Below are 23,374 nucleotides of genomic sequence, written 5' to 3'. Positions count from 1 at the left end.
ACAACCGCGGCCGGTGCCCGTTGCGTTCGGCCGTGCGCGCCTCGGTCCGCTCGTACCGGCCCGCGCCGATCACCTCGGCCGCCTCGGCCTCGATCAACTCCTGCAACACGGTACGGACCGACTCACGTGTCCCGCGTCAAGAACATGGCAGGGATTTCTCTGTTTGAAAGGTGGGGATCGTCGGGTCGGCGATTCCTAGGTGCACGTCCAGGGGCCGGTTCCATGCCAGGGCTTCGGGTGGCCTGATCGTGTTGTACTCGATCCGGTATTCCTCGGCGTGCTTGGCGAGCATGAGGGCGTCGTCGATCTCGTCGATGTAGAGCCGTTCGTACTTCAAGGTCCCGAACCCGCGTTCGCGTGACCCGTTCTGGCCGGGTGTCTTCACCCTTGTGCGGACGTGGTGCAGCTCAGGATGGTCGAAGATGAACCTCTCGAACCTGAAGGATCGGAACGGGCCGCCGTTGTCGGTCACGATCGTGACCACCGGCAGGATCTCGCCGGTCTCGACATCGACCTGGCACTCGTCGACGAGCGGGTGGCCGAACATCGCCTCGTAGTCGGCCAGGGCGAGCTCGACCGCGTCGATCGCGTCGTGCTGGTTCGCGGTCGGGGAGACGTGGAACGGGTGCTCGTACTTGCTCCAGTAGTCCCGGCAGCCGGCAAGCCGCCACGTTCCGCCGGTGGTGGTCTCGAACTCGGAGAAGTCCAGCTGCCAGACCTGGTTCGGCCCGGTCGGCTCGTTGGCGAACGCAGCCTTCCTCCGCTCGGCCAGCTTCCTGCGTTCCCGCTGGTAGTGCGCCGGCAGGATCAGACCCTCGTCGCGAAGCACCCGCAGCACGGTGGCCTCGGAAACGATGTGGCCCTCGTGGCGGACCATTGCCCAGATCTTGCGGTGGCCCCACGCCGAGTGCTTCGTGGCGTGCTTGAGGACCAGCTCACGGGCCTCGTCACGAGCCGGCTGCGGCCAGGGACCCTTCGGGCGACCACCGGCACGAGCCTTGGCCTGCCAGCGTCGCCATGTCCTCTCGGGCATGTCGATGAGCCGGCAGAACCTCGTGGTCGACATGCCCGCCTCGATGCGGATCACCTCGAGGTCCTCGAAGGGCCCAGTCTGCCCTCGGCTGACTTCTTCCAGACCCGCAGCTCGACCGCGGCCTCACCGAGGGCCTGGGTCAGGTCCGCGACCTCTGCTTCGAGCTGCTGCTCCCTCGTCGACGGGCCCGAGCGGCCAGCTGCCAGGGCGGTCTTGCCGGCTTCGAGGAAGTCGGCCTTCCACCGGCCGATGGACTGCTCGGACACCTTCTCCTTGCGGGCGGCCTGAGCGATCGTCATCTCGCCGGCCAGCACGCTCATCACGATCCGCGACTTCTGCTCGGCCGGGATCACAGGGGGTCTACCCATGGCTCAGATTCTCCTTCAGGACTGACTCAACGGTCCTGCCAGGAATCTTGACGCGCGACACACGGATCAAATCCACGCCATCGCCAGCGCGGAACGCCTTTAACAGCTCGGACAGGGCAGACTGGGACAGGGCCATCGGTGAGATCTCCTTCGATGAGTACTTGGCGGTACACACCGAGAATCACGCCGATGGCCCCCCTACACCCGGAGCCACTCCGCTACCCCAAACCCCACCACTCCTTGGGACGCTCGCTCGTGTCCCCCACCGTGTCTGCCCGTTCTCCTACGCAGTCGTTCCGGTCAAGCGCAACAGCGCCTTTACCCAGAACTCTAGGAGGGGGAACCGACACTCTGCGCCTCGACCTCACGCGCCGGCCAGGCGGCGCAATCCGTCCACCTGAGCGATTCGTCCACTTCAAGACCTGCGTCAATCCGCCGCGTGAAGACGTCCAGGAGCGTCGGGAGATGCGGGCGGCGACGCCGCGCCCTCGCGCGCCAGCGGATGATGGTGATGTGGACTCAGACTCGATCCCGTTGGTCAGGCATATCGTGCCGGGTGATCTCGACTGGGTTGCGGAGGTGTTGCTGAAGGAGTGGACGTCGACTTCGGTCGCGCGGCGTGGTCAACTCATCGAAGCGCCCGGCTTACCGGGCTACCTGGCTACGCTCGGTGGGCAGCGCATCGGGCTGGTGCTGGTCGACGTCAAGGGACGGGAGTTCGAGGTCGTGGCCATCGGCACCACGCGGCCACGGCGTGGCGTGGGGCGGGCGCTGATGGAGCGCTGTTTCGCTGAGGCGCGAGCTACGGGCTGCCGGCGGGTGTGGCTCGTGACCACGAACAACAACATCGCCGCGATCGCCTTCTACCAACGCATGGGGATGGATCTTCTGGCGCTGCACCGGAATGCGGTACGAGTGTCCAGGGAGCTCAAGCCGTCCATCCCGGTTCGGGACGACACCGGAGTACGGATCGACCACGAACTCGAGTTCGAGCTGCTCCTCGAAACCTGACCTCGATGTCGGCGCCCGGCGGCGACGGGGAGAACTTCGGAGACCCGCGACATAGCCGCGAGCTCGGTACCCCACGAGGCGCGGCTCGCCTGAGGCTCAGGCTGTGCCGTGGCCACCGCTCGAAGGCGCCGCACCGGCGGCCTCCATGGCGCGCTCGAGGGCACTCGGGAAGCGGGTCTCGAAGTCGAGCAGTCCGACCCATGTCGGGCTGATGTAGACCCGCGCCATACGTGGACAGATCGGTGCCAAGTTGGTGAGCCAGGCGTGCCCGGCCTCATCCCCCAGCGTTCGGAGCGTCATCAGCTCGTACGCGGGGGCGATTCCCTGGACTTCGTCCAACCGCACTCGTCCCCGTATCTCCAGAACCTTGTACGGCATCGAGTCGGTGTCGATGCACAGGGCGACGTGCTGGCCGTCTCGAAGGGCCTTGAGCTTGGGTGCGTCCACTGGGGTGCCGAGGACGAGTTCCTCGCCGTTCCAGTGGAAGCCGATGGGGACCACCCGAGGGGTACCGTCGATCCACTGGTAGGCGAAGCAGGCCGGAGTCTTGGATTGGAGCAAGGTCTGGGCGACGGGTTCCTTGAGTAGGTCAAGGCTGCCCTGTTGGCTGGTCATGGCGTCTCCTCTCGCCGTGCCCACACCGACCGGTTCCTTACACCGTCCGCCCATAGGCAGCAGTCGTCCTCGTGCATTTGCACGAAGTGGCGGAAAGCATCCCTGGGCAGGTTTGACGAGTTCTGCGTCCTAGATACCTGCGTCTCACCACCGCCGCCAGCCGGACGCCCTGTCCTGCCGAGCACTGGCTGGCGCCACCTCCTCCGCGGCCAGGCTGCGGCAACGCGCCTACTGGGCGAGCACCCAGCTGGTGGTGTTGGGCCTCGGCATCGAAGCTGTCATCCGCGCAGTCGGGTCTGATCGACTCGAAGTTGCTCGGCGCCGTTGTCTTTGTGGCCTGGGCGTTCGGGAAACAGTCCCAGATGCGTCACACCCGTCGATGTCAGAAGCCAGTCACGACCTCGCCGACATTTCGCTCACGCCCGGACCTCCCGCAGTCGGTCGTGGAGATGAGCGGTTGACACGTCCCGAACCACATCCTGGAGACGGCCGGAATGCTGAGCGGCCGGATCATCCCCCAGTCCCCGTGAGACACGCGTCGGGGTCGTCCGGTGTAGTGGTCCGCCCGTGCTCGTGCGGCCCGTGGAAGGCGAGCACCTCGCCGGGACCGTCCGGGATGAGCACGCTCCCGGCGCCCGAGTTCTGCGCCAGCCACCGGCGAGTGCTGGACCGGGCGCGCCGCATCAAGACCTCCGCGTGGCCGAAGTCGGCTGCGGGGACGGCCAGCGGGCACAACGGCGGGGCGACGTGCAGCCGCGCTGTGCCCGTGTATGCCTTCACCTGTCCGATCAGCTGCCGGTGCAGGAGCAGGTTCAAGGCCGTGAGGACCGCTCCCAGGGCGGTGGTGGGCGGTGGCGCCGCGCACGGGTAACCGGCCGGAAGCAGGTAGACGTCCTCGACGCCATACGCGTCGGCCAGCTCGAGGACCCCCGGGTTGCCCACCGCGCCGTCAACGACGCTGCGCCCACCCCACGACACTGCTGGCAACAGTCCGGGCACGGTGGCGCTCGCGGTCGCGGCGTCGACGACGGATCCGCTCGTCAAGAACAGGGCCGATCCCGTGACGATGTCGGTAGCGGTGACCGCCAGTTCCAAGCGGGCTTCGTCGAAGACTCCGTAGCCCAGCTGTGTCGCGAGGAGCTCGCGAAGAGGGCGGGAGGAGAACACCGACGGCACGCCGCCCAGGGCTGCGTGCACCCAGCGCTTGGGGTTGGCGACGAACACGTCTTTGCGGCGCATCTGAGTCCACAGGTCTGACAGTGCGGCCAGCCTTCCTTCGGTCGTACCTGGACCGGCGAGGTAGGCGGCGTTCACGGCCCCGACGGACGTGCCGACCACCACGTGCGGGTCGATTCCGTGTTCGTGCAGTGCCGCCATCATGCCGACCTGGACAGCACCGAGGCTGCCACCACCCGTGAGGACGAAGGCGGTCCTGCGCGCCCCTTCAGTGCTGCTCGTGCTCATTGCGGTCTCCAGGCGGACGTGGGTGCTCCCGCTGCCCCCGGCCGAGGGTCGTTGGCGGGGAGCCGGATACTGGCACCCTGTTAGCAGCGTCGCGCAGGCCGCGTCATACCACCGCCTGGTGGTCGTGCAGCTGTGCGCGCCACATCTCTTCTCGAGGGCGCTTCGGAGTCGTTATCAGTGCCGTCACTGGGGATCCGGGAAGTCGGCGGCAGGCCCTTCGTTGTGGTCCTGATCGCGTTGACCATTGGTTTCGCCCTACCGCCTTTGCGCCGCCGGCCGGCGCGGCTCTCGCGGCGTCGTCATGCCGGCGTCGAGCTCACCAGCAGGGCTCGTTGCGCACTTGGCGCGGGTCAGAGTGCTGGCAGCGTGAACTGCTATTCGGCGTGCTGGGTGACGTTGATGATCGCGCCGTTGGGGTCGCGCACGAAGAACCGTCGTAGCCCCCAGTCCTCGTCGGTGAGCGGGTAGGTAGGTGATCTGTGCGCCAGCGTCGACGGCCCGCTCGTAGACATCATCCACATCGTCGACCTCGATGGAGACGTCGGGATGTTGGTGTGCCTTGATGTCCAGAGCCATGACGCTGAGCTGGACCTCACGCTTGTCGGCGCCGAAGAAGAGGATCCAGTCGAGCCCATGTCCCCCATCGAGACCGATGACATCGTTGTAGAACCTGCGACTTGCCTCGAAGTCGCTCGCCAGGATGTTCGGCTTGATGCGCTTCACCGTCATGGCCCGACCATACGACGCGACCAGGGCATTTCTCCGGAGCCGCACCTCAACCTCGGCCGGTGCCATGAACGCGACCTCACGAACATGAGGCTCAACCGTATGGATCAGGCCCGCTCAGAGGCGATCGGGGCCGAACCGGCACGGTTCGGCCCCGATCCCTATGGGCTCAGCCGTTCGAGCGGTGGTTCGTCACGGCATTGAGGGCGTCAGCCTCACCGTTGCCGTACCACGACGTGTGGCCGACACCCGAGCCGGTGCACTGCTGCGGGGCACCACTTTGCGACCCGAGCCAGGTGGCATACGGACGACCCGCCTGCGAGCCCGAGGTGGCGTTGGGCAGCGTCTGCGGGCACGCCTGCGGATCCGCGGTCTGGGTGACGAACTGCTCGACCTGGCTCGGCCGCATCTTGCCGTTCTGCGGCGTCCTCAGGTCGCCGTACCGGCTGATCACCAGGGCCGCGACACCGGCGACGTGCGGGCTGGCCATCGACGTGCCCTGCAGGTAGCAGTAGACGGCCGTCGGGTACGTGACGTCGCCGGTCGGTTCCTTCACGTTGCGGCCGCACGGCAGGGTCGCCGGCCAGGTCGACAGGATCAGCCCGTTGACCGCCGCCGCCGGGTCTGTCACGTCGCGGAAGTAGAAGTCTCCGCCGGGTGCGGCGACGTCAGCAGTGCTGACGCCGTACGAGGAGTAGTAGGACTTCAGGTGGTCCGGGTAGGCCCCGGCCGACGTGCCCTGGCGGAAGCTGCCCGTGGCGGTGACGCCGATGACACCGGGGATCTCGGTCGGGATGACGACGCACGCGTTGGTCACGTCCCGGGACTGCGCGGTGTTCGGTGGGTAGTCAGGGCTGCTCTGGTCCATGGTCGGGTGGGAGAGGTCCTCGCTCTCGTTGCCCTCGGCCGCGACGACGGTGACGCCCTGCCCCATCGCGTACCGGATGGCGCGCTGCAGGGCCGTCCAGATGACGCGCTGGGTCGCGTCGTTGCGGCAGTTGAAGAGGTACGGGTCGACGTAGTAGCTGTTGTTCGTCACGTCGAGGTGCCGGTCGCCTGCCCACATGAACGCGCACACGACGGCCTCAGGGAAGAAGTACCCGTCGGCGTTGCCCGCCTTGATGCCCGCGACGCGCACGTTCGGCGCAACACCCACGATCCCGACGCCGTTGGCGGCCGCTGCGATCGTGCCGGCGGTGTGCGTGCCGTGACCGTTGTCGTCGTTCGCTGCGACGGCACCGGGTACCGCGGCGCCGCTGAGGCAGTTGGCGCTGTCGGCGTCCGAGACGTTCTGGCGCAGGTCGGGGTGTCGGTAGTCCAGGCCCGTGTCGATGTCTCCGACCACGACGGTCGGGCTGCCGCCGGTGATGGCGTGGGCCTGCGGTGTGTGCATCTGCCGCATGTCCCACTGCAAACCGGACAGCGAGTCGCTGTCGGCCGCCGGCGCGTTCGGCAGGTCTCCGGGCTGTGTAGCCGACTCGCCCCCGAGGGCACTGCCGTCGTCGCGCAAACGCGTGGCGTAGTCAGCCGTGGGTTGCGCCCCCTCGACCGACGCGTTGCGGCTGATGGTCGCGCCGAACATCGTGTTGCTGCTGCGTGCCACCACTACTCCGATGCGGCTGTAGTTCGCCACGACCGACCCGCCTGCGGCGGCCACCAGGTCCGTGGCGTTGGACGGGCTCGACGATCCGTTGAACAGCACGAGGTACGTGTCGGACTGACCGTCGGCAGACGCGGTGGCGGTCAGCCCCGGCGTCGTCACCGCCATCCCCAGCCCGGCCAGCGCCACGGTCAGCGCGACCCTGAGCTTTCGTCCTCGCGAGAATGATCCCTTCATCGCGGTTCCCTTCGCCCTTCGAATCTCCCGCCCCACGGCGGAGGCCGGGGACGCCGAGGCGTGCGCGAACAGCCTCATCGCGGTGGTCTACTCCTCGCCCTGTTCGGGGTCAATGGGGCAAGACGCGTATGCCGGCCTTGCCGGCCACCCGTGTCGGGACCTCGCTGAGGCGCCGCGCGCTACTGCCGCGATGTGCGCGGCTGTTCGTCAATCTCCCCGAATCGCTGCAACGACAACCGCGACCGCCGCGGGATCGGCAGTCGCGTCGTGGGTGAGGCCCACGTCGACGACCCCCTCGTCCTCCTGGTACAGCGAGAGGCGAGCACCGATCCCGGGCAGGAAGAAGGTCCTGCGGCCCTCGAGCTCGACCACATGGGAGTGCACGCCAAGGGCAGCAATCGCCTGCGCGGCATGAGCCAGGTCTCGCCCGTCGAGGGTCTGCCTGACCTCGGCACGCTCGGCCGAAGCCTCGAATGTCCAGCCCTCCACCCATGGGTTGAGCGCACCGGACAGCATCCACTCCACGGCAGCGGTGAACCCGGGCCCGACGCGTCGGGCGACGTCCTCGTCGCGAGGCAGGATGAACAGCGTCTCCGGATCGGCGGGGTCGAAGCACAGCTCATCGCCGTCGAACGTGTCCGCCACCACGACGCCGCTCTTCTGGAGTGCTTCCCGCGAGACCCCCGCCTCGCTGGTGTCCCAGAACCAGTACTCCGTGATGCGCTGGCGCCACTCCACCGTGAGATCGGGGAGTCTGGCCGGTTCGTGGACGCGAACGAAATGCCCGAGGACTCCCGGGCCGAGTCGTTCCACGTAGGCGGCGTACCCCGACGGCAGGCGGACACCGAGCGCAGCCTCGGCCCGGGAAGTCTCATCGGGCGGCGTGGGGCGAAGCTCCGAAGGGTTGACGAGCAGGACGTCATCCAAAGTGGTGCCGGGCATGGACGCAGTCTCCCAAACAGCGGACCTGCACAAGGGCGAATCGGCCGTTTCGCCTCACCCGTGCTGCGAGACCACCCCAGCCTTCCGACCAAAGCAGTGACAGGCCCCGATCCTCACGACGAACCCAAGTCAGGAGTCCGTGTCACGCCGCCACGAGCCGGCCCGGCTCGTGACACCACTGTCATAGCCGATGAGATGGCGTGCAGCCGCGCAGGCCGGGATGGCTCAAGGCGCTGGCGTCCATGAGGTCGCAAACAGAAGCGGGGTCATCCGCTCAGGCACTCGTGATAGCCGCAGGTGAACGCCACTTTCGTCCCGCGGTAAGCCACCCGCGATCGCTTGTGGGCGTCCGTGCGCGAGTTGAGGACGGGCACTCGAGTCTCCACCCAGTAGAGCTGGCCGAGTTTGGGATCTGGTGCCGGCGAGAGGTGAGCGGTGAGGTCGCCGAGTTCGGTACGGACCACAACTTTGGTGACATCGCTGGCAACCGCACCTGCGATGAACTCGTTGGCCCGGGCGCCGTCGGGGAGGTCGCCCTCCATGCTCCAGGCGTAGCCAGGACCGAACGCATTCGAGGGTGGCGCATCGGCGCGTCGGCATACCGACGGCGCCACCTCGCCGAGAGTGTCGACAGTGCCGATGCACAGCATGCGGCTCCGCGTCAGGTACAGCACCGGCCGCCCACCCGCACGGTTGCGCTGCTGGGACATGAGGTGTACCGCGCCCCACGTCTGCGACTCGTCGCTCTCGTAGGTCGGGTTGGAGGTAGGAGTTGCTGTCGGCGACGACGGCCGTGCTGGTGACTCGAGCGAGTGGCCTGACGGAACAGCCTCAAGGGCACGTGGCCCCCAACCCGTCAGCACCGAAGTGCCGGCGAGGGCCAGCACGGCGAGTGCGCCGGTGGCGATGGTGATCGCGCGGCGGCGGCGCCTGGTGGGCTGGGCGCTGGCGATGATGGGTCCGGGGTCCAGGTGCATCGCGGGTTCGGGGGCGCGCTCGATGAGGTCGAGGAGGTCATCGGACATGGGAGCCCTCCTGGGCGTGTAGACCGCGCAGCCGCGCCAAGCCCCGGGAAGCCGAGGACTTCACGGTGCCCACGCTCACCCCAAGGGTGATGGCAGCTTGGGCCTCGGACTCTCCGACGTGGTACCTCAACACGACCGCTTGCCGCTCACGCAGGGGCAGCTGGCGCAGCAGGTGCATGAGGTAGTCGCCCTCCTCCGGGCCGGCAACAGCGGGCGCGGGCCGCTCCGGCATGGCGTCCGTGAGATGCTCCCGGCGGGTGCGGCGGACATGGTCAACGTGCAGGTTCAGCACGATGCGGCGGGTGTAAGCAAGCGGCTCGCCTTCACGCACGCGCCCCCACTTCAGGTACACCCTCTCCAAGGACGCTTGCACGAGCTCCTCGGCGTGTACGGGATCTCCGCACAGCAGCCAGGCAGTACGCAGCAGGCGCGAGGACGCTCCCAGCACGAAGTCGGAGAACTCCTCGTCTTCCACCCTGCCCACCTACGCCCCCTCCAACTCTCAGCGACCCACCCCTTGCATCTTCAACGGTGCAGTCAAGCGAAACGTTGAGTGGCCCAGGAAACGTATCGCGCGAGTCGAGGAACTGAGTGGCACATCAATCACGGTCGAACAGCGGGACCGATCCAAGTAGCCGCGCCACCACCATGTAGTCCTCGGCGTTCGGGTCGAAGGTGCTTCTCTCGACAGTGAGCCCGACGCCCTGCAACGCCGACACGAGGTCGTCATACCGATATGGCCACGACGACAGCAGCTCAGAGCAGACATCGACCGATCCATCGGCCCCAAGCCTCGCCACGGCTATCTCGATACGGTGCTCCTGCTCCCAGTGCTCGGGGATCTCCCAGCGGTAGGCGACTACAGCATCGCGGCCGTTCCTGCGGACCAGTCGATCCCGGATGTCCAGCCGGGACCCGCCAGCGCGCACACGCTCCCAGTTGCGTGACGTGAGAACCAGCCGTCCGCCAGGACGCAGGACCCGCGACATCGCCTTCAGTGCGGCTGACCTGCCAGGCGCACCCTCTGCATGGTGCAGCGAGTTGCCGACGCAGAACACTATGTCGAAGCTTGCGACGTCGAAGTGAGCGGGCAACTCATCCCAGCCGGCTCGAACCGTCTGCAATGACGCACCGAGCTCTCCAGCCAACTCTGCAGTGCGCCGAACCATCGCGGCGCTGGCGTCGGTCGCCACAACCTGCAGGCCCCGGCCGGCGAGGCCGACCGCAAGCTGCCCGGTGCCGCACGAGCTGTCGAGCACGCGGGCGTTGGGCGGAAGGAGCGCGACCACGTCATCGAAGGCAGCAGCGAATGCGGCCGGTGTTGCCTTCGCATCGGAGATGAGCCACTCGTAGACCTCTGCGAGCGCGCCGTACCCCGCCACAACGACCACCTCCCTGAGCTCGGCAGATTCGGGACAGCGCCTCCAGTGCATCAGCGGCGCCCCCTCCGTCGCGATCGGATTCCCGTGAGAGCAGACGTCCGACCACGCACAGATCCGGCGTCGTGAGGTGCTACCGGTCGACCTGCCACGACGCATCGCTGGGAGGAACGCCATCGGAGACGAGGTGGCCCACAATCCTCAGCGCCTCACCCATGGGCACGGTGTCTCGGTCGGGATACTCGTCGACCTGACCGTTCTCGAGGACGAACCCACCGCTCGATCCGGCCCCGCCGTCGGGGTCGATCGCGTGCTCACCGGGGTCGCCGTCATCGTGCTCGAGGAGTAGCACCATGGCTCGTGAACCATTGCTCACGAGGGCGATCCGCCTGCCGAGGGAGCTCTCCAGCCAGGTGGTCATCGTGCCCGTTGCGACCCGGCGCTCGACCACCTCGGCCAGCGTGGTCGATTCGACCGTGAGGCCAGGTCGGTCCGAGATCCTCCATTGCTCCCGCACCAGGGGGACGCTACCCACGATTCAGCCGGTCCGACGCCACCCGCGTCCGACTGTCGCCCTCGTGGGGCCAGGCAAACACCTGTTTGTCGGCCGCTGGGTCTCACGAGGAACCGATCGACATGTCCAGTCGTCTGCGCACGACGCGGCGGCGCAGGGTGGGTGAGGCGACCACCTCGTAACCCGCCTCGAGGAAGACCTGCAGCAGCCCGACCGACGCCTCGTCCCAGATCACCGTCTTGCCCGGCGGCGGTTCCATCGGGTACCCCTCCAGGACCCGGGCGCCGACCTGTTCGCCGTACTCCACGGTGGCCGCGGCGAGCTCGTAGGTCAGCCCCGCCTGGCGCCAGCCCTTGCGCACGACGAAACAGGTCACCGACCAGACGCCCTCGAGCTCGGGGTCCATCCGCATCCACGGCTGTTTTCGGCTCCAGAGCCTGGGGTAGTTCTCGCGGGGCTCGACGGCGACCCAGCCGGCCGGCTCACCGTCGACGTACCCGATCAGCCCAGACGTCGGCCCGGCGGTGCCGCAGGCGGTCTGCTCGACCAGCGCGTCGTCCCTCTGCTCCTGTGTGGTGTCGCGCCAGATCCAGCCGGGCACCTTCAACGCCTGGCACCGGCACTTGCGCGCGCCCCCCGAGGCGAACACCGCCTCCACGTGCTCGGGTGCGGCTGCGTTCGCGGGCCGCCACGTGAACTCAGGCATGTGTTCCCCCTGTCGGTGACCCGAGCCAGCCCCTCGGCCTCGAGCCTGGATGTGCGTGATCAGCGTGCGTGGTTGCGCGGGTGGTTTCGGGCCGCGCGCTCGTTGCCCCGTCGGTAGTTGCCGGTGAGCCGGGCCATCAGCTCCTGTGGGTCCTCCCGCTCGACGTCGTCGAGGAACGCGATGGCGCGCTGACCGCGCAGCGTCGTGGCGTGTCTGCCGCGGTGAGTGATGAGGACGTCCTCGCCGCGCACCGTGTAGTCGAATCCGTGAGGGTCGGGCACCGGCTCACCGTAGCGAGCGGACACGGCGACGCCTACCGAGTTCCGGAACGCCGGGGTGGCGGGACCGGCCGACGGTTGAGGGCCTCTCGCCGGCGGCCCTAGTCCGTGACGAGCCGGATGGCATCGAGTATGCCGGGCAGGCTCGCCGGGTCGGCCAGCGTCAGACCTGCCAGGTCGCTGGGACGGAACCACTGGAGATCGTCGTGCTCCTCGGGGGCCGCGTTGACGGGTTCTCCTTCCCAGCGCGTGACGAGGAACGCGTACATGTCGAGGGTGGGGTCACTCACCTCTGCCGAGAAAGGGAGGGGGTCCTGGATGCGGACACCGAGCTCCTCGAGGCACTCCCGGACGATCGTCTGGTCGGGCCGCTCCCCCGGCTCGATGTGACCGCCCACGAGGTCCCAGCAGTCCGGATACCACCGGCGGGACGGGTGGCGGTGGACCAGGAGCACGAGCCCGTCGCGCACGAGGGCGGCGACCGCGATCGGGATGCGGGTGATCATGACGGCAGACTACGAAGCGCGGTGGGACAGCTTGTCCAGGTCGCGGAAGGCGAACCGGTGGTGGGCCCATTCCTCGTCGAGGACGGTGCCGAGGCACTGCCGCACGGTCCGGCCCCGGGCGTACGGCGGCCACCGGTCGTCGCCGGGGACCGGCGCGGTCTGAGCGAGATCCTCGGGCGTGACCCTCGCCAACCAGGCCTCGAGCTCCACGGCCTGTCGGGCTCGGACGGCGAGCACCTCGTCGAGGCCCGGTCGCGCGGAGGGGTCGAGCTCAGGCTCCCGTTCCATGACGCCCGTCGGACCGAGTCCCATGGCCGTGAACGGCTCGGTGACCCCGAGCACGCAGCGCCGGAACCAGGAGTCGTGCACGAAGACGAGGTGGCGCAGCGTCTCGACCACCGACCACTCCCCGTCGATGCCCTCGTGCTCGCTGCCCGCGGGCAGCGAGCAGACCCGGTGGGTGGTGGCCGCCCACTCGGCCGCCAGCCGCCGCCAGGCTTCGCGCAGGTCGTCGGGGTCGTCCGAGCGGATCAGCAGCCGCACGGGGTGTCGTCGGTCGAGCTCGGCCTCGACGTACGGCATGACGTCGACGCCGTTGACGACGAGGTGGGTGACCAGGCCGTCGATCTCGGCGTCCCGCATGACCACCCCGACCATCCGCGTCCTGCTCAGGTCGCACTCGCGGAACTCCGCGCCGGTGAGGTCCTCGTCCTGGAAGCGTCGCATCCGGACAGGCTAGGTCGCACCGCCGACGCCGCCCCGGGAGCTGCCGCCGATGCGCACCACCGGCTACGCAGCCGCGCGGGTGAGGGCGAGGAACTCGGCCCGGGTCCGGGGGTCGTCGCGAAGTACCCCGAGCAGGCTCGAGGTGACGGTCGTCGCGCCGGGCGCCTGGACCCCGCGGAGGGTCATGCACAGGTGCTCCGCCTCGATCACCACTCCCACACCCGAGGCCCCGAGCTGGTCACGCAACCAGGTCGACACCTGGGTCGTGAGGCGCTCCTGGACCTGCGGCCGCCGGGAGAAGTGCTCCATCACCCGGGCCAGCTTGGACAGCCCGACGATGCGCTCCCCGGGCAGGTAGCCGATGTGCGCGGTGCCGACGAACGGCAGCATGTGGTGCTCGCACAGGGACCTGACGGGGATGCTGCGGGCGACGATGAGCTCGTCGTAGCCGCCGTCGTTGGGGAAGGTCGTCATCTGGAAGGGCCGCGGGGTGAGCATCTCGGCCAGCGCCGACACCATCCGCTCGGGCGTGCGCAGCAGTGACTCGCTGTCCACGTCGATGCCGAGGCAGCTCAACATCACCAGCGCCGCAGCGGTCGCGCCGGGCAGGTCGACCTCCTCGACCGCCCCGGTCCCGGACCAGGCGCCACGACGGTGGCGTGGACCTGGTTCCGGGAGCGCGGGCAGGCTCATCAGGCCGCCCCACCGTGCTGCGGCGTGGCGCCTTCGCCACCGACGGCCGCCCCACCGACGGCAGCGCCACCGACGGCACCCGGGGCTCCGAGGCCACCCTCGGCTGCGGCCTCGGCAGAGGCCGGCTCCGTGGCCGGGCGTCGCAGCGGCCAGAGCACCGGTCGCGCGTCGTACATGGTCGCGAGTCGTTGCAGCGCAACGGCGGCCAGCAGAAGGCCGAAGTCGCGCAGTGCCACGTCGTAGTAGCCGGGGATGAGCAGCAGGTTGGCGATGATCCCGGCGAGCCAGGCCGCGACCACCAGGCCTCCGAGCCGGGGGTGGAGAAGCACCACCAGGCCGGCGATGACCTCGACCACGCCCACGGCATACATCGCCTGGTGCGGTGAGACGGGCAGCGGGTCGGACAGGACGGGAGCCAGGTAGCGGTCCCAATGGACCAGCAGGTTGGTGAACTTGTCCAGGCCGAAGACGATCGGCGCGATGGTGAACGCACCGCGCAGCACGGCATACGCCTGGTAGGAGGCGTCCCGGCCCACGCGGGGGTCGCGCATCCGGTGCTGCTGGGGGGTCCTGGGTGTGTACGTGGTCGCCACGGCTTGCTCCTTGCCTTGAGCGGTTTCCTCCCGCTCGCCACGGCGTCGAGGGCGCAGGACCCGCTGACACCGCCTCGAGGTGGTGGGAGGCTGACAGCGTGTTAGTCGCGCGGCCGCCCGGGTGTCATACCGACGTCGGTGTGGCCGGTAAGACGAGCGGCCCAGCCGGCAGCAAACAGGGCATGACCACCCATCCGAGCCACCCGACCTACAGGTGCTCCTCCCCCGGCCCGCCGGTCGACGTCCGGGCCTGGCGCACCTGCCGCCTCCTCGAGGCAGGCTTCCCCAGGGAGCTGGCCACGTCGCTCGCCGGCGGCCACGTCGACCTGCACGCCCTCCTGCAGCTCATCGACGCCGGCTGCCCGCCGGAGCTGGCCGCGCGCATCCTCTCGCCGCTCGACGAACCCGCGGTTCTCCCGTGAGCGCGCCCGGTCGCGACGGCTCGACCGAGCTGGGGACGACCCGCCTCCCGGAGTCGGCCGCCCGCGACGAACCGGCGGACTGGGTGCGCGCCCTGAGCGGCACCGGTGCCGAGCAGGACAGGGCCCTGAGGCAGCTGCACTCGCTGATGCTGCGCGCGGCCGGCCACCAGGTGAACCGCATGCGCAGCGCCCTGCCCGACGGCTCACCGGCGGCGGTCGACGTCATCGTCAACCAGGCGGCTGACGAGGCCATGACGGCCCTCCTCGGCAAGCTGCACACCTTCGAGGGGCGCAGCCGGTTCACCACGTGGGCCTTCAAGTTCGCGATCCTGCAGGTCGCCACCGACGTGCGCCGGCTCCAGTGGCAGCACCGCGAGGTGGAGCTGCGCGACCTCGACCTCGCGACCACGCCGGCGGGCGACCACCACAGCCCCGAGCGGCTCGCCGAGGGGAACGACCTCGCCTCGGCGGTGGCCCGGTCGATGCTGTCGGTGCTCACGCCGCACCAACGCCGCGTCGCCATCGCCCTCCTCGTCGACGGCGTGCCGATCGACGTCCTCGCCGAACGTCTCGGCACCAGTCGCGGCGCCCTGTACAAGACCGTCCACGACGCCCGGTGCCGGCTCCGCGCCGACCTGACGAGCAGGGGCTTCCTCCCGCCCGCCGCGTCGGCTCCCGAGTCCCCCGCCACCCGACCCCTGGCAGGCAGGCCATGACCACCACCCCACCGCCCGCTGGACAACCGCTCGCGCCGTATGCCGTGGAGGCGCTCCTCCTCGACACCACCCCGTGGCTGTCGTGCGACGAGTGCTTCGAGCGGATGGACACGTACGTCGAGTCCCTGCTGCGCACGGGAACCGGGACGGACCCCGCCATGGACCGGCACCTCCTGGGGTGCGTCGCCTGCAACGACGAGGCCCAGTCGCTGATCGACCTCCTGCGCAGCGACTCCCGCTGAGCCACGCGCCGCGGCGTCCCGTGAGGTGCCGGGGCTGCGATGAGTTCCGGTGGTGCGGCACAGTCTGTTCCTGCGCGGGTCCACCCACGGCGACAGGAGCTCAGACGTGACCAGACCGTTCCGGTTCGGGGTCGTTGCCCCCGTCCTCACCGACATGGCGACCTGGCGCGATCGCGTGCGCCGGATCGCCGACCACGGCTACTCGACGCTGCTGATGCCCGACGTCCCGCTGTGGCAGCCCGCACCGGCGCCCACCCTTGCGCTGGCGGCCGCCGAGACCAGCCTGCGCATCGGGACGTGGGTGTATGCCAGTCCCTTCCGGCCGGCGTGGAGCACGGCGTGGGAGGCCCACTCCCTCTCGGTCCTCACCGAGGGGCGGTTCGAGATGGGGATCGGGACCGGGCGGCCGGGGATCGAGGACGAGCTGCGGGATCGCGGCCTGCCCGCGCTCTCACCGGCGGAGCGCCTGGCCGCGGTGCGGGACACCGTGGCTGCCCTTCGTGACCTCGACGGCCCCGACCTGCACACGCCGGTGGTGATGGCAGTGCGGGGGCCCAGGGCCCGCGCGGTGGCGCTGGAGCTCGCCGACACGATCACCTTCGCCACCCTGGCGACCGACCGCCGCGAGGATGTCACGGACATGGCACGTGACGTGATGGCCCTGCGCGATGTGGAGCTCGCGTTGCACGTGCCGGTGGTCGGCGACGGGGTCGCACCGTTCATGGCGTCCCTCGCGGACACCGACGTGGCCGCCATGCGCGAGGCCGACTCCCTGGCGGTGCTGCCGGCGGACCCGACAGCCGCGGTCGAGGAGGTCCTGCGCCGGCGCGAGGAGATCGGCTACTCGTACTTCGTCATCGGTGCCGACTTCGCCGAGCTCCTGGCTCCGGTCGTGGCCGAGCTGTCCGGCCGGTGACACCCGCGCTGTGAGCGCCTCCGCACCGGACGGTGGCAGGCTGGTGGCGTGATCCTCCCTGCCGTCCGTGACCCCCGCCTGGTCACGATCCGCCGTGGCGGGACGCTCACCGACGAGGACCACCAGCTGCTGGCGACGTGGGCCGCACGCTGTGCTGAGCACGTGCTGCCCCTGTTCGAGGAGCACGTGCCCTCCGACCCTCGCCCGCGGGACGCGATCGAGGCGGCGCGGGCGTGGGCGAGCGGCCGGATGCGGATGATGGAGGCCCGGGCCCGCGGCGGCCACGCGATGGCGGCCGCCCGGCCGCTGCGAGGGGCAGCGAGGTTCGCCGCGTATGCTGCGGGCCAGGCGGCCTGCGTGGGCCACGTCGCGGAACACGACCTCGGCGCGGCGGCATACGCGATCAAGGCCGTTCAGGACGCGCACTCGACGGCCGCTGGGCGGCTCGAGCGCGACTGGCAGCGCGCCCAGCTCGACGACCGCGTCCGCGGCCTGGTCCTGGAGGACCAGGCCCGCCGCAACGCCATCTGCTGGGGTGTCTTCGCGGACTGACCATCCCACTCCCCACGGCAGCCGGCCCTGGACGTCCTAGACCGTCGTGCGAGGGGTGGGCCCACGGTCGGGGGCTGGACCGGCGTCGCGATGAGTTTCGGCAGCGCGCGCGGTCAGTCCTGCCATGGCAACCGTGATCATGCATGCAGTGGTGTCGTTGGACGGCTTCATCGCGGACCAGAACGACGAGGTGGGGCCGCTGTTCGACTGGTACTTCAACGGTGACCAGCCCCTGTCCGACGCGACGGGTGAGCAGCGGCACGCCGCGTTCCGCGTGAGCAGGCGGTCCGTCGAATACGTCAGCGGGTTCTGGCGCAGCATCGGCGCCACAATCCAGGGACGGCACCTGTTCGACCTCACCAACGGCTGGGAGGCGCAGCCGCCGGCCGGCGACAACCTGCTCGTCGTCTCGCACCGGCCCAAGCCCGACGGCTGGCACCCCGAGGCGGATGTCCCGTTCTTCGACGACGTCGCCGCCGCGGTCGACGAGGCGAGGCGCCGCGCGGGTGACCGCGTGGTCGCGCTGTGTGCCGGGGACGTCGGCGGGCAGGCGCTCGCGCTGGGGCTCGTGGACGAGGTGGCGATGGACGTGGTGCCGGTGGTCTTCGGCACGGGCAAGAGGTACTTCGGCCCGGTGGACTCACAGCACCTGCTCGACGACCCGGACGTCGTCATCCAGGGCGACCGGGTCCTCCACCTGCGCTACCGCGTCCGCCGCTGAGGGCTTGCCGTGGCCCCGGGGTGAGCCCCGCTGCTCCGTCACGGTGCGCGCGCCTGGGCCTGTCGATCGGGTGTGTCAGCCCTGGGAGGCAGCAGACGTGTCGGCGCAGACGACGCCTCGGTTGCCGTCCTGGTCGGCGATGACGGTGAGTGCGGGTGCATCGCTGTCGTCGACGACGGTCCCGCCGGCTGCGACGGCAGCGGTGATGCGCGCCTCGACCACCTCCGGTGGCACGTACACCTCGACGTGGAACCGCTGCGCCGGAGTCCCGTCCTCGTCGACATCGCCGAACCACAGGTTCGGCACGCGCACCGTGGCGTCCCGGATCTCGTCGCCGGGGGTCCCGCGGCCCTGGGACCCGGCGCTGCCGGTCAGCAGGACGGCCCACACGGGAGCGATGGTCGCGGAGCGTCCCGTGTCGAGCCCGAGCTCGACCTCGCTGACGGACGCGGGGTCGGCGGCGAGCCGGTGGTCGGCGGCGATCCGGGTGATCCGTCGGGCGAGGTCGACGTCCTGCTGCGTCACCCACTCGACGACGTGCTCGGCACCCTCGCCGTCGCGGTAGATGGCGTCGTCGGTGACGAGCTCGAGGTCCACGCACCCCGTGCCGATCGTCACGCGCGGGTGGTGTCCGAGCGCGTCACCCGCCTCCCCCACCGCGGCGACGAACCGGACAGCCGCGCCGAACTCGTCCACCAGGTAGCGCGCGTGCAGCCCCTGGGCCAGCTTGCGCCAGTCGGTGAGCCCGGCCTCGGCGATCTGTTCTCCCCTCAGAATGTCCATGCACCGGGAGCCTATGCCCCGCCCCCGTCACGGGCGGTGCTGGAAGAGCAGCCCTTCCGGTCGTCCCGGGGCCGCCACGGCTCGTGCGCGTGCGAGAGCCAGACGGCCGAGGGCTCCAGAGCACGGACCAGTCGTTGGCCCTCGGTGCGCGGCTCATCGAGCTCGGCGAAGAACACCGCCGTGTCACCGGCGATGATGACCGGACCGTCGTCGCCGGTCTCGACGACGACCACCTGCGAGCCCGGCGTGTGGCCAGGCGTCGGGACCAGCCGCACCCCCGGCAGCAGCTCGACCTCGCCGTCGACGGGCGCGTACTCCACGCCCGGCGCGTCGACCCACTCCCGGATCGTGTAGTCGTCTCGGCTGCGGGCCTCGTCGAGCTCCCGGCGCTGGACGCGGATGGGCCGGCCGGTGAAGAGGTGGTTGCCGCCGCAGTGGTCGTAGTGCAGGTGCGTGTTGACGACGATGTCGATGCCAGCCGGCTCGAAGCCGGCGTTGGTGCTCAGTGGCACCAGCTGAGGATCCATGTCGGCCACCAGCGGGTGCAGCTGCGTGATCCCGGTGTCGACCAGGACGCGAGCGTCGGGATGGTCGATGACGTGCACGTAGACCGGCATACGCTCGCCCTCTGCCAGCAGCTCGGCCACGAGCACCGGCGTGACGGTCGGTGCGGATGGAGCCATGGTTCTCGCCTTTCGGAGGAATGGTGCGGCCGCTGGGCTGCTCATGACGACTGTGACTTCAGCTCTGCCCAGAACTCATCGGGGTGGTCCGGAGCGCACTCGGCGCACGAGGTCCTCGGCGGCCTCCGGCCAGCGCGGGTGCTCGAACTCGAAGCCGGCGTCGAGCAGCCGGCCCGGGACCACCCGCCGGCTCTTGAGCAGCAGCAGCTCGGTGTCGGTGCGGAGCACGAGGGCCCCGATCTCCGCGATCCAGGCCGTGGCCGGCAGGCCGAGGCGCCGACCCCACGCCCGGCGCAGGTCGCGCATGAGGTCGCGCTGCGGGAGCGGCCCGGGCGCAGCCAGGTTGACCGGTCCCTCGAGGTCCTCCCGGTCCAGCAGCAGCTCGACGGCACGCGCGAAGTCGTGGTCGTGGATCCACGAGACGTACTGACCACCGCCGGCCACCGCGCCCCCGAGGCCGAGCCGAGCCATACGCAGCAGCACGTCGAACACGCCGCCACGGTCGGGGCTCATCACCATCGCTGCCCGCAGCGCCACCCGCCGCGTCCGCGGCAGGTCGGCCTCCAGCTGGGCCGCCTCCCAGCAGCGGGCGATCCGGACGCTGAACTCCCAGTAGTCGGGGACGCCCGCCTCGTGGCCGCCGATGACCCCGGTCGCCTCGTCGTGGGGGGCGTCGCGTCGGTCGGAGTAGATGGTGGCCGTGCTCATCTGCAGCCACACCCCCGGCGGGCGCGCGGACTGTGCGATGGCCGCACCGACCACGCGGGTGGAGTCGACGCGCGAGTCCATCATCTGCTTCAGGTTCTCGCTGGTGTACCGGCAGCTCACGGTGCGCCCGGCGAGGTTGACGACGGCGTCCGCACCGTCGACCTCCGCCGCCCACTCCCCCAGGCTGCGGCCGTCCCAGCCGAGGTGCCTCACGCCGGGCTCGAGCTCGCCCGGGTGCCTGCTGAGCACCACGACCTCGTCCCCGCGCGCCACGAGCGCCCGTCGCAGGATCCCACCGACCTGACCGGTTCCCCCCGGAATGACCACCTTCACGGCGCCGAGCATAGGGACCCGGCCGGCCGCGAGACCTGCCGGCACGCAGGGACGTTCGCCCCTCCCTCCGATCCGGGCGATCTGCTTGCGTGCTGATGGAGGGGTATGCCGATGGGCGCGCCCGGGTGGGACCGAGACCCGGTCGCCGGGAGAGAAGAAGGTGCCTGATGAGCGTGGACAGGGCTACGAGGACCTCCCCGAACATCCGCACGCCCGCCGAGCGCGGCGGTCACCGACCGGCGGTGAGCGCCACCGGGACCCGCGGGGTGACGTGGACCGTCCTGTGCGCGGTGACGGCGCTGGTGGCCTCCGTCAGCGGGCTGCTCATGCGCGGCGCCTACACCGACGCGCCCTCCACCGTGGAGATGCTGCGCGCCTACGACCTCGTCACGGCCGCCCTCGTCGTGCCGGCCCTGGCCCTCGCGTGCTGGCACGCCGCGCGGGGCTCGGAACGGGCGCGGGTGGTGTCGGCGGGTCTGCTCACCGGCCTGCTCTACACCTACGCCTACCACGCCTTCGGGACCCGCTTCGGCGACCTGTTCCTGCTCCACGCCGCCGTCATGGCCACCGGTGCGGTCGCCCTGGTCGTGACCCTGCGTGGCATCGACCTGGGCTGGTGTGCCGACCAGCTGCCCGGGCGCGCCCCCTCCCGGGTGGTGGCTGCCCTCCTCGGGCTGCTGGTGCTCGGCCTCGGCGGCATGTGGGTCTACGTCGCGCTGGACGAGGTGCTGACCGGGCGGACCCCGACCGGCAGCCAGCTGGTGGAGACCGACGCGGCCGTGCACCTGGGCATGGCGCTCGACCTCACCCTGCTCGTGCCGCTCTACGCGGCGGCCTCCGTGCAGCTGTGGCAGCGGACCGGCCTGGGCTACCTGCTCGGGGCGGTCGCCCTGGTGTCGGGGATCCTGCACCAGGTGGGCTACCTCGTGGGCATGCCGTTCCAGGTGGCGGCCGGGGTCCCGGGAGCGGTCTCCTTCGACCCCGGTGAGCCCGTGGTCGTGCTGGCGTATGTGGTGGGCCTGGCCCTGCTCCTCGCACCCGGCCGGCGCCGCACGGGTGGGGACGACTGACCGGCCGAGGAGGCCAGCGCCTTCAGCGGTGGCCGTCACCCTGGCCGGGGGTGACGAAACCAGCCTCGTACGCGAGCACGACCGCCTGCACCCGGTCGCGGACGCCGAGCTTGGCGAGGAGGTGGGTGATGTGGGTCCGGGTGGTGCCCTCCGAGATGAACAGGTGCCGAGCGATCTCCGCGTTGCTCTGCCCTCGCGCCATGGCGAGGAGGACGTCGGTCTCCCGGTCCGTCAGCAGGCTCAGCCCAGGATGCGCCCGCGGGGCACCGCGTCGCGCGAACTCGGCGATGAGCTTCCGGGTCACCGACGGTGAGACGAGCGCGTCCCCTGCCGCGGCTGCGCGGACTGCCCTCACGATGTCGTCGGCCGGGGAGTCCTTGAGCACGAACCCTGTTGCGCCCGCGCGAAGGGCGCCGTAGACGTACTCGTCGAGGTCGAACGTCGTGAGGACGACGACACGGGTCCCGGGCTGCTCCTCACGGATCGTGCGGGTGGCGGACAAGCCGTCGACGACCGGCATCCGGATGTCCATCAGGACGACGTCAGGCACCAGCCGCCTGCTGACGCGGACCGCCTCGTCCCCGTTGGCGCACTGGCCCACGACCTCGACCCCGTCCTCGAGGTCGAGGATCCGGGACAGGCCGGCACGCACCACCTCCTGGTCGTCGGCCACCACGACCCGGATGCCGCTCACGCGTCCTCCAGGGGGAAGCTCGCGTGCACTCGGAACCCGCCATCGGTCGCTCCCGCGTCCAGCACGCCGCCGTAGGCCTCCACCCGCTCCGCCATGCCCTTCAGCCCGTATCCGCCCGGCGAGGGGGACCCCGAGTGCCCGGCGAAGCGGCCACGACTCAGCACCTCGACGGCCAGACGGTCCTGGCTCCAGCGCAGCTGGACGTCCGCCCGGGCGGACACCAGGTGCTTGGCGGCGTTGGTGAGCGACTCCTGCACCACCCGGTAGACGACGAGGGCCAGTCCCTCGCCCACCCTTCGCTCACCCCCCTCGACCGTCAGGGTCGCGGGGACGCCTCGGGCACCTGAGCCGCTCACCAGCTCGCCGAGCTCGGTCAGACCCGGCTGCGGCATGACCGGCACGGCCGAGGTGTCGTCCACCCGCAGGACACCCAGGAGGCGACGCAGCTCCTGCAACGTCTCCCTGCCTTCGCGTTCGACGTCCTCGAGCACCTGGGCCGTCGCGGTGTCCCCCATCGAGCGGCGCTCGGCGGATGCGCGGACGACGATGGCGGTGACGTGGTGGGACACCACGTCGTGCAGCTCGCCGGCGATGCGGCTGCGCTCCTGCATCGCCTTCCGCTCCGCGAGGAGGGCGCTGCGCTCGCCCGCGAGCCGGACCGCTCGACCGGCGAGCCACGCCGCGAGGACGACGCAGCCGGCATACACGAAGTTGCCCGGACGAGCGTCCCCGCTGAGGGTCACGATGGCACCCACTGCCAGCATCGATGCCGCGAGGGCCGTCAGGGCCGTCGGGAGCGGGGTGTACGCGGCGGCCGTGCAGACCGCGAGCACCACCGTCAGGAAGCCTGAGAGACCCCCTGGCAACCCCGAGCCGAGACCGGCCTGGAGCAGCTGGGCGAGGAGGACCGACGCCAACACCGACAAGGGGTAGGTGCGCCGCACCGCCAACGGGGCCGCCACCAGCAGGGCAGTCGCTGCCAGGGGCGCCGGCTCCGCGGGGGTGGTCAACCCGAGGAACGCCTCGAGGAAGCCGACGACGGCCAGCGCTGCCGCCAGGGCCAGGTCCGCGGCCGGGATGCGGGTCACGCCACCCGACGATAGTGGCGGCCGGGTGGG

30 protein-coding genes and 1 pseudogene are annotated in these 23,374 nt (G+C 70.3%); 8 read left to right on the top strand and 23 right to left on the bottom strand.

Annotated elements, in window-relative coordinates:
• The 3 genes and pseudogenes from ACYVDO_RS16725 to ACYVDO_RS16715 all read right to left on the bottom strand — a co-directional run.
• A pseudogene (locus ACYVDO_RS16725) lies at nt 1–127 on the bottom strand (transposase); the annotation flags it as partial.
• Nucleotides 128–136: 9 nt separating this feature from the next.
• Nucleotides 137–1,087 carry a transposase gene (locus ACYVDO_RS16720; protein WP_460937973.1) on the bottom strand — a complete coding sequence of 317 codons (951 nt, stop codon included), beginning with the start codon at nt 1,085–1,087 and terminating at the stop codon, nt 137–139.
• Entirely contained in the window at nt 1,084–1,401 is a 318-nt protein-coding gene (locus tag ACYVDO_RS16715) for a transposase (protein ID WP_460937971.1), read from the bottom strand. Before ACYVDO_RS16715 ends, ACYVDO_RS16720 begins: the two co-directional genes overlap by 4 nt.
• Nucleotides 1,402–1,914: 513 nt before the next feature.
• Here ACYVDO_RS16715 and ACYVDO_RS16710 point away from each other — a divergent pair.
• Nucleotides 1,915–2,412 (top strand): GNAT family N-acetyltransferase, encoded by a 498-nt coding sequence (locus ACYVDO_RS16710; RefSeq protein WP_460937969.1) that lies wholly within the window; start codon nt 1,915–1,917, stop codon nt 2,410–2,412.
• 96 nt (nt 2,413–2,508) lie between these two features.
• Here ACYVDO_RS16710 and ACYVDO_RS16705 read toward each other — a convergent pair whose 3' ends face one another.
• The 15 genes from ACYVDO_RS16705 to ACYVDO_RS16635 form a co-directional block, all read right to left on the bottom strand.
• A complete protein-coding gene (locus ACYVDO_RS16705; protein ID WP_460937967.1) occupies nt 2,509–3,027 on the bottom strand; it encodes a pyridoxamine 5'-phosphate oxidase family protein in 519 nt (172 codons plus the stop codon).
• A gap of 510 nt (nt 3,028–3,537) precedes the next feature.
• Complete coding sequence (locus ACYVDO_RS16700) at nt 3,538–4,491, bottom strand: patatin-like phospholipase family protein (RefSeq protein WP_460937965.1); 954 nt, start codon at nt 4,489–4,491, stop codon at nt 3,538–3,540.
• A 255-nt stretch (nt 4,492–4,746) separates the two neighbouring features.
• Complete coding sequence (locus tag ACYVDO_RS16695; RefSeq protein WP_460937963.1) at nt 4,747–5,220, bottom strand: VOC family protein; 474 nt, start codon at nt 5,218–5,220, stop codon at nt 4,747–4,749.
• Between the two features lie 166 nt (nt 5,221–5,386).
• Nucleotides 5,387–7,054: a S8 family serine peptidase gene (locus ACYVDO_RS16690; RefSeq protein WP_460937961.1), complete on the bottom strand. Its 1,668-nt coding sequence runs from the start codon at nt 7,052–7,054 to the stop codon at nt 5,387–5,389.
• A gap of 207 nt (nt 7,055–7,261) precedes the next feature.
• The gene (locus tag ACYVDO_RS16685) at nt 7,262–7,996 is read right to left on the bottom strand and encodes an SMI1/KNR4 family protein (RefSeq protein ID WP_460937959.1); all 735 of its coding nucleotides are present in this window, start codon (nt 7,994–7,996) and stop codon (nt 7,262–7,264) included.
• A 266-nt stretch (nt 7,997–8,262) separates the two neighbouring features.
• Entirely contained in the window at nt 8,263–9,021 is a 759-nt protein-coding gene (locus ACYVDO_RS16680; RefSeq protein WP_460937957.1) for a hypothetical protein, read from the bottom strand.
• Nucleotides 9,011–9,496 (bottom strand): SigE family RNA polymerase sigma factor, encoded by a 486-nt coding sequence (locus ACYVDO_RS16675; RefSeq protein ID WP_460937956.1) that lies wholly within the window; start codon nt 9,494–9,496, stop codon nt 9,011–9,013. The genes ACYVDO_RS16680 and ACYVDO_RS16675 overlap by 11 nt, the downstream gene beginning before the upstream one ends.
• 124 nt (nt 9,497–9,620) lie before the next feature.
• On the bottom strand, nt 9,621–10,454 hold the full coding sequence (locus ACYVDO_RS16670) for a class I SAM-dependent methyltransferase (RefSeq protein ID WP_460937954.1): 834 nt from the start codon (nt 10,452–10,454) through the stop codon (nt 9,621–9,623).
• A 79-nt stretch (nt 10,455–10,533) separates the two neighbouring features.
• On the bottom strand, nt 10,534–10,917 hold the full coding sequence (locus ACYVDO_RS16665; RefSeq protein ID WP_460937952.1) for a hypothetical protein: 384 nt from the start codon (nt 10,915–10,917) through the stop codon (nt 10,534–10,536).
• A 100-nt stretch (nt 10,918–11,017) separates the two neighbouring features.
• Nucleotides 11,018–11,620 carry a GNAT family N-acetyltransferase gene (locus tag ACYVDO_RS16660; RefSeq protein WP_460937950.1) on the bottom strand — a complete coding sequence of 201 codons (603 nt, stop codon included), beginning with the start codon at nt 11,618–11,620 and terminating at the stop codon, nt 11,018–11,020.
• A gap of 59 nt (nt 11,621–11,679) precedes the next feature.
• Nucleotides 11,680–11,901, bottom strand: coding sequence for a hypothetical protein (locus tag ACYVDO_RS16655; protein ID WP_460937948.1), 222 nt, complete (start codon nt 11,899–11,901; stop codon nt 11,680–11,682).
• Nucleotides 11,902–11,999: 98 nt separating this feature from the next.
• Entirely contained in the window at nt 12,000–12,404 is a 405-nt protein-coding gene (locus ACYVDO_RS16650; RefSeq protein WP_460937946.1) for an NUDIX domain-containing protein, read from the bottom strand.
• 9 nt (nt 12,405–12,413) lie between these two features.
• Nucleotides 12,414–13,130 (bottom strand): DinB family protein, encoded by a 717-nt coding sequence (locus tag ACYVDO_RS16645; RefSeq protein WP_460937944.1) that lies wholly within the window; start codon nt 13,128–13,130, stop codon nt 12,414–12,416.
• A gap of 63 nt (nt 13,131–13,193) precedes the next feature.
• Complete coding sequence (gene folE, locus ACYVDO_RS16640; RefSeq protein ID WP_460937942.1) at nt 13,194–13,823, bottom strand: GTP cyclohydrolase I FolE; 630 nt, start codon at nt 13,821–13,823, stop codon at nt 13,194–13,196.
• Entirely contained in the window at nt 13,823–14,416 is a 594-nt protein-coding gene (locus ACYVDO_RS16635) for a hypothetical protein (RefSeq protein ID WP_460937940.1), read from the bottom strand. Before ACYVDO_RS16635 ends, folE begins: the two co-directional genes overlap by 1 nt.
• A gap of 182 nt (nt 14,417–14,598) precedes the next feature.
• On the opposite strand from ACYVDO_RS16635, the gene ACYVDO_RS16630 reads away from it, so the two are divergent.
• The 6 genes from ACYVDO_RS16630 (at nt 14,599) to ACYVDO_RS16605 (ending at nt 17,985) form a co-directional block, all read left to right on the top strand.
• Nucleotides 14,599–14,838, top strand: a complete 240-nt coding sequence (locus ACYVDO_RS16630; protein WP_460937938.1) for a hypothetical protein — start codon at nt 14,599–14,601, stop codon at nt 14,836–14,838.
• Nucleotides 14,835–15,554, top strand: a complete 720-nt coding sequence (locus ACYVDO_RS16625) for an RNA polymerase sigma factor (protein ID WP_460937936.1) — start codon at nt 14,835–14,837, stop codon at nt 15,552–15,554. Before ACYVDO_RS16630 ends, ACYVDO_RS16625 begins: the two co-directional genes overlap by 4 nt.
• Nucleotides 15,551–15,796 carry a hypothetical protein gene (locus ACYVDO_RS16620; RefSeq protein WP_460937934.1) on the top strand — a complete coding sequence of 82 codons (246 nt, stop codon included), beginning with the start codon at nt 15,551–15,553 and terminating at the stop codon, nt 15,794–15,796. The genes ACYVDO_RS16625 and ACYVDO_RS16620 overlap by 4 nt, the downstream gene beginning before the upstream one ends.
• A 106-nt stretch (nt 15,797–15,902) precedes the next feature.
• Nucleotides 15,903–16,712, top strand: a complete 810-nt coding sequence (locus ACYVDO_RS16615; RefSeq protein WP_460937932.1) for an LLM class flavin-dependent oxidoreductase — start codon at nt 15,903–15,905, stop codon at nt 16,710–16,712.
• Nucleotides 16,713–16,760: 48 nt separating this feature from the next.
• Entirely contained in the window at nt 16,761–17,264 is a 504-nt protein-coding gene (locus ACYVDO_RS16610; RefSeq protein WP_460937930.1) for a putative immunity protein, read from the top strand.
• A gap of 124 nt (nt 17,265–17,388) precedes the next feature.
• Complete coding sequence (locus tag ACYVDO_RS16605; protein WP_460937928.1) at nt 17,389–17,985, top strand: dihydrofolate reductase family protein; 597 nt, start codon at nt 17,389–17,391, stop codon at nt 17,983–17,985.
• Between the two features lie 75 nt (nt 17,986–18,060).
• Here the strand turns inward: ACYVDO_RS16605 and ACYVDO_RS16600 are convergent, their stop codons facing one another.
• From ACYVDO_RS16600 to ACYVDO_RS16590, 3 genes are all read right to left on the bottom strand, one after another.
• Nucleotides 18,061–18,768 carry a 4a-hydroxytetrahydrobiopterin dehydratase gene (locus tag ACYVDO_RS16600; protein ID WP_460937926.1) on the bottom strand — a complete coding sequence of 236 codons (708 nt, stop codon included), beginning with the start codon at nt 18,766–18,768 and terminating at the stop codon, nt 18,061–18,063.
• Nucleotides 18,769–18,779: 11 nt separating this feature from the next.
• Entirely contained in the window at nt 18,780–19,451 is a 672-nt protein-coding gene (locus tag ACYVDO_RS16595) for an N-acyl homoserine lactonase family protein (RefSeq protein ID WP_460937924.1), read from the bottom strand.
• Nucleotides 19,452–19,526: 75 nt separating this feature from the next.
• Complete coding sequence (locus tag ACYVDO_RS16590) at nt 19,527–20,492, bottom strand: epimerase (RefSeq protein WP_460937922.1); 966 nt, start codon at nt 20,490–20,492, stop codon at nt 19,527–19,529.
• A gap of 167 nt (nt 20,493–20,659) precedes the next feature.
• On the opposite strand from ACYVDO_RS16590, the gene ACYVDO_RS16585 reads away from it, so the two are divergent.
• Nucleotides 20,660–21,562: a hypothetical protein gene (locus ACYVDO_RS16585; RefSeq protein WP_460937920.1), complete on the top strand. Its 903-nt coding sequence runs from the start codon at nt 20,660–20,662 to the stop codon at nt 21,560–21,562.
• A gap of 22 nt (nt 21,563–21,584) precedes the next feature.
• Here the strand turns inward: ACYVDO_RS16585 and ACYVDO_RS16580 are convergent, their stop codons facing one another.
• Together ACYVDO_RS16580 and ACYVDO_RS16575 are read right to left on the bottom strand one after the other, a co-directional pair.
• Nucleotides 21,585–22,256: a response regulator transcription factor gene (locus tag ACYVDO_RS16580; protein ID WP_460937918.1), complete on the bottom strand. Its 672-nt coding sequence runs from the start codon at nt 22,254–22,256 to the stop codon at nt 21,585–21,587.
• Nucleotides 22,253–23,344, bottom strand: a complete 1,092-nt coding sequence (locus tag ACYVDO_RS16575) for a sensor histidine kinase (RefSeq protein ID WP_460937916.1) — start codon at nt 23,342–23,344, stop codon at nt 22,253–22,255. The genes ACYVDO_RS16580 and ACYVDO_RS16575 overlap by 4 nt, the downstream gene beginning before the upstream one ends.
• Nucleotides 23,345–23,374: the final 30 nt, after the last annotated feature.

The sequence above is a fragment of the Phycicoccus ginsengisoli genome (assembly GCF_054779295.1).
The sequence above is the reverse complement of the archived record's forward strand: the minus strand, read 5'-3'. Positions and strand labels throughout refer to the sequence as shown.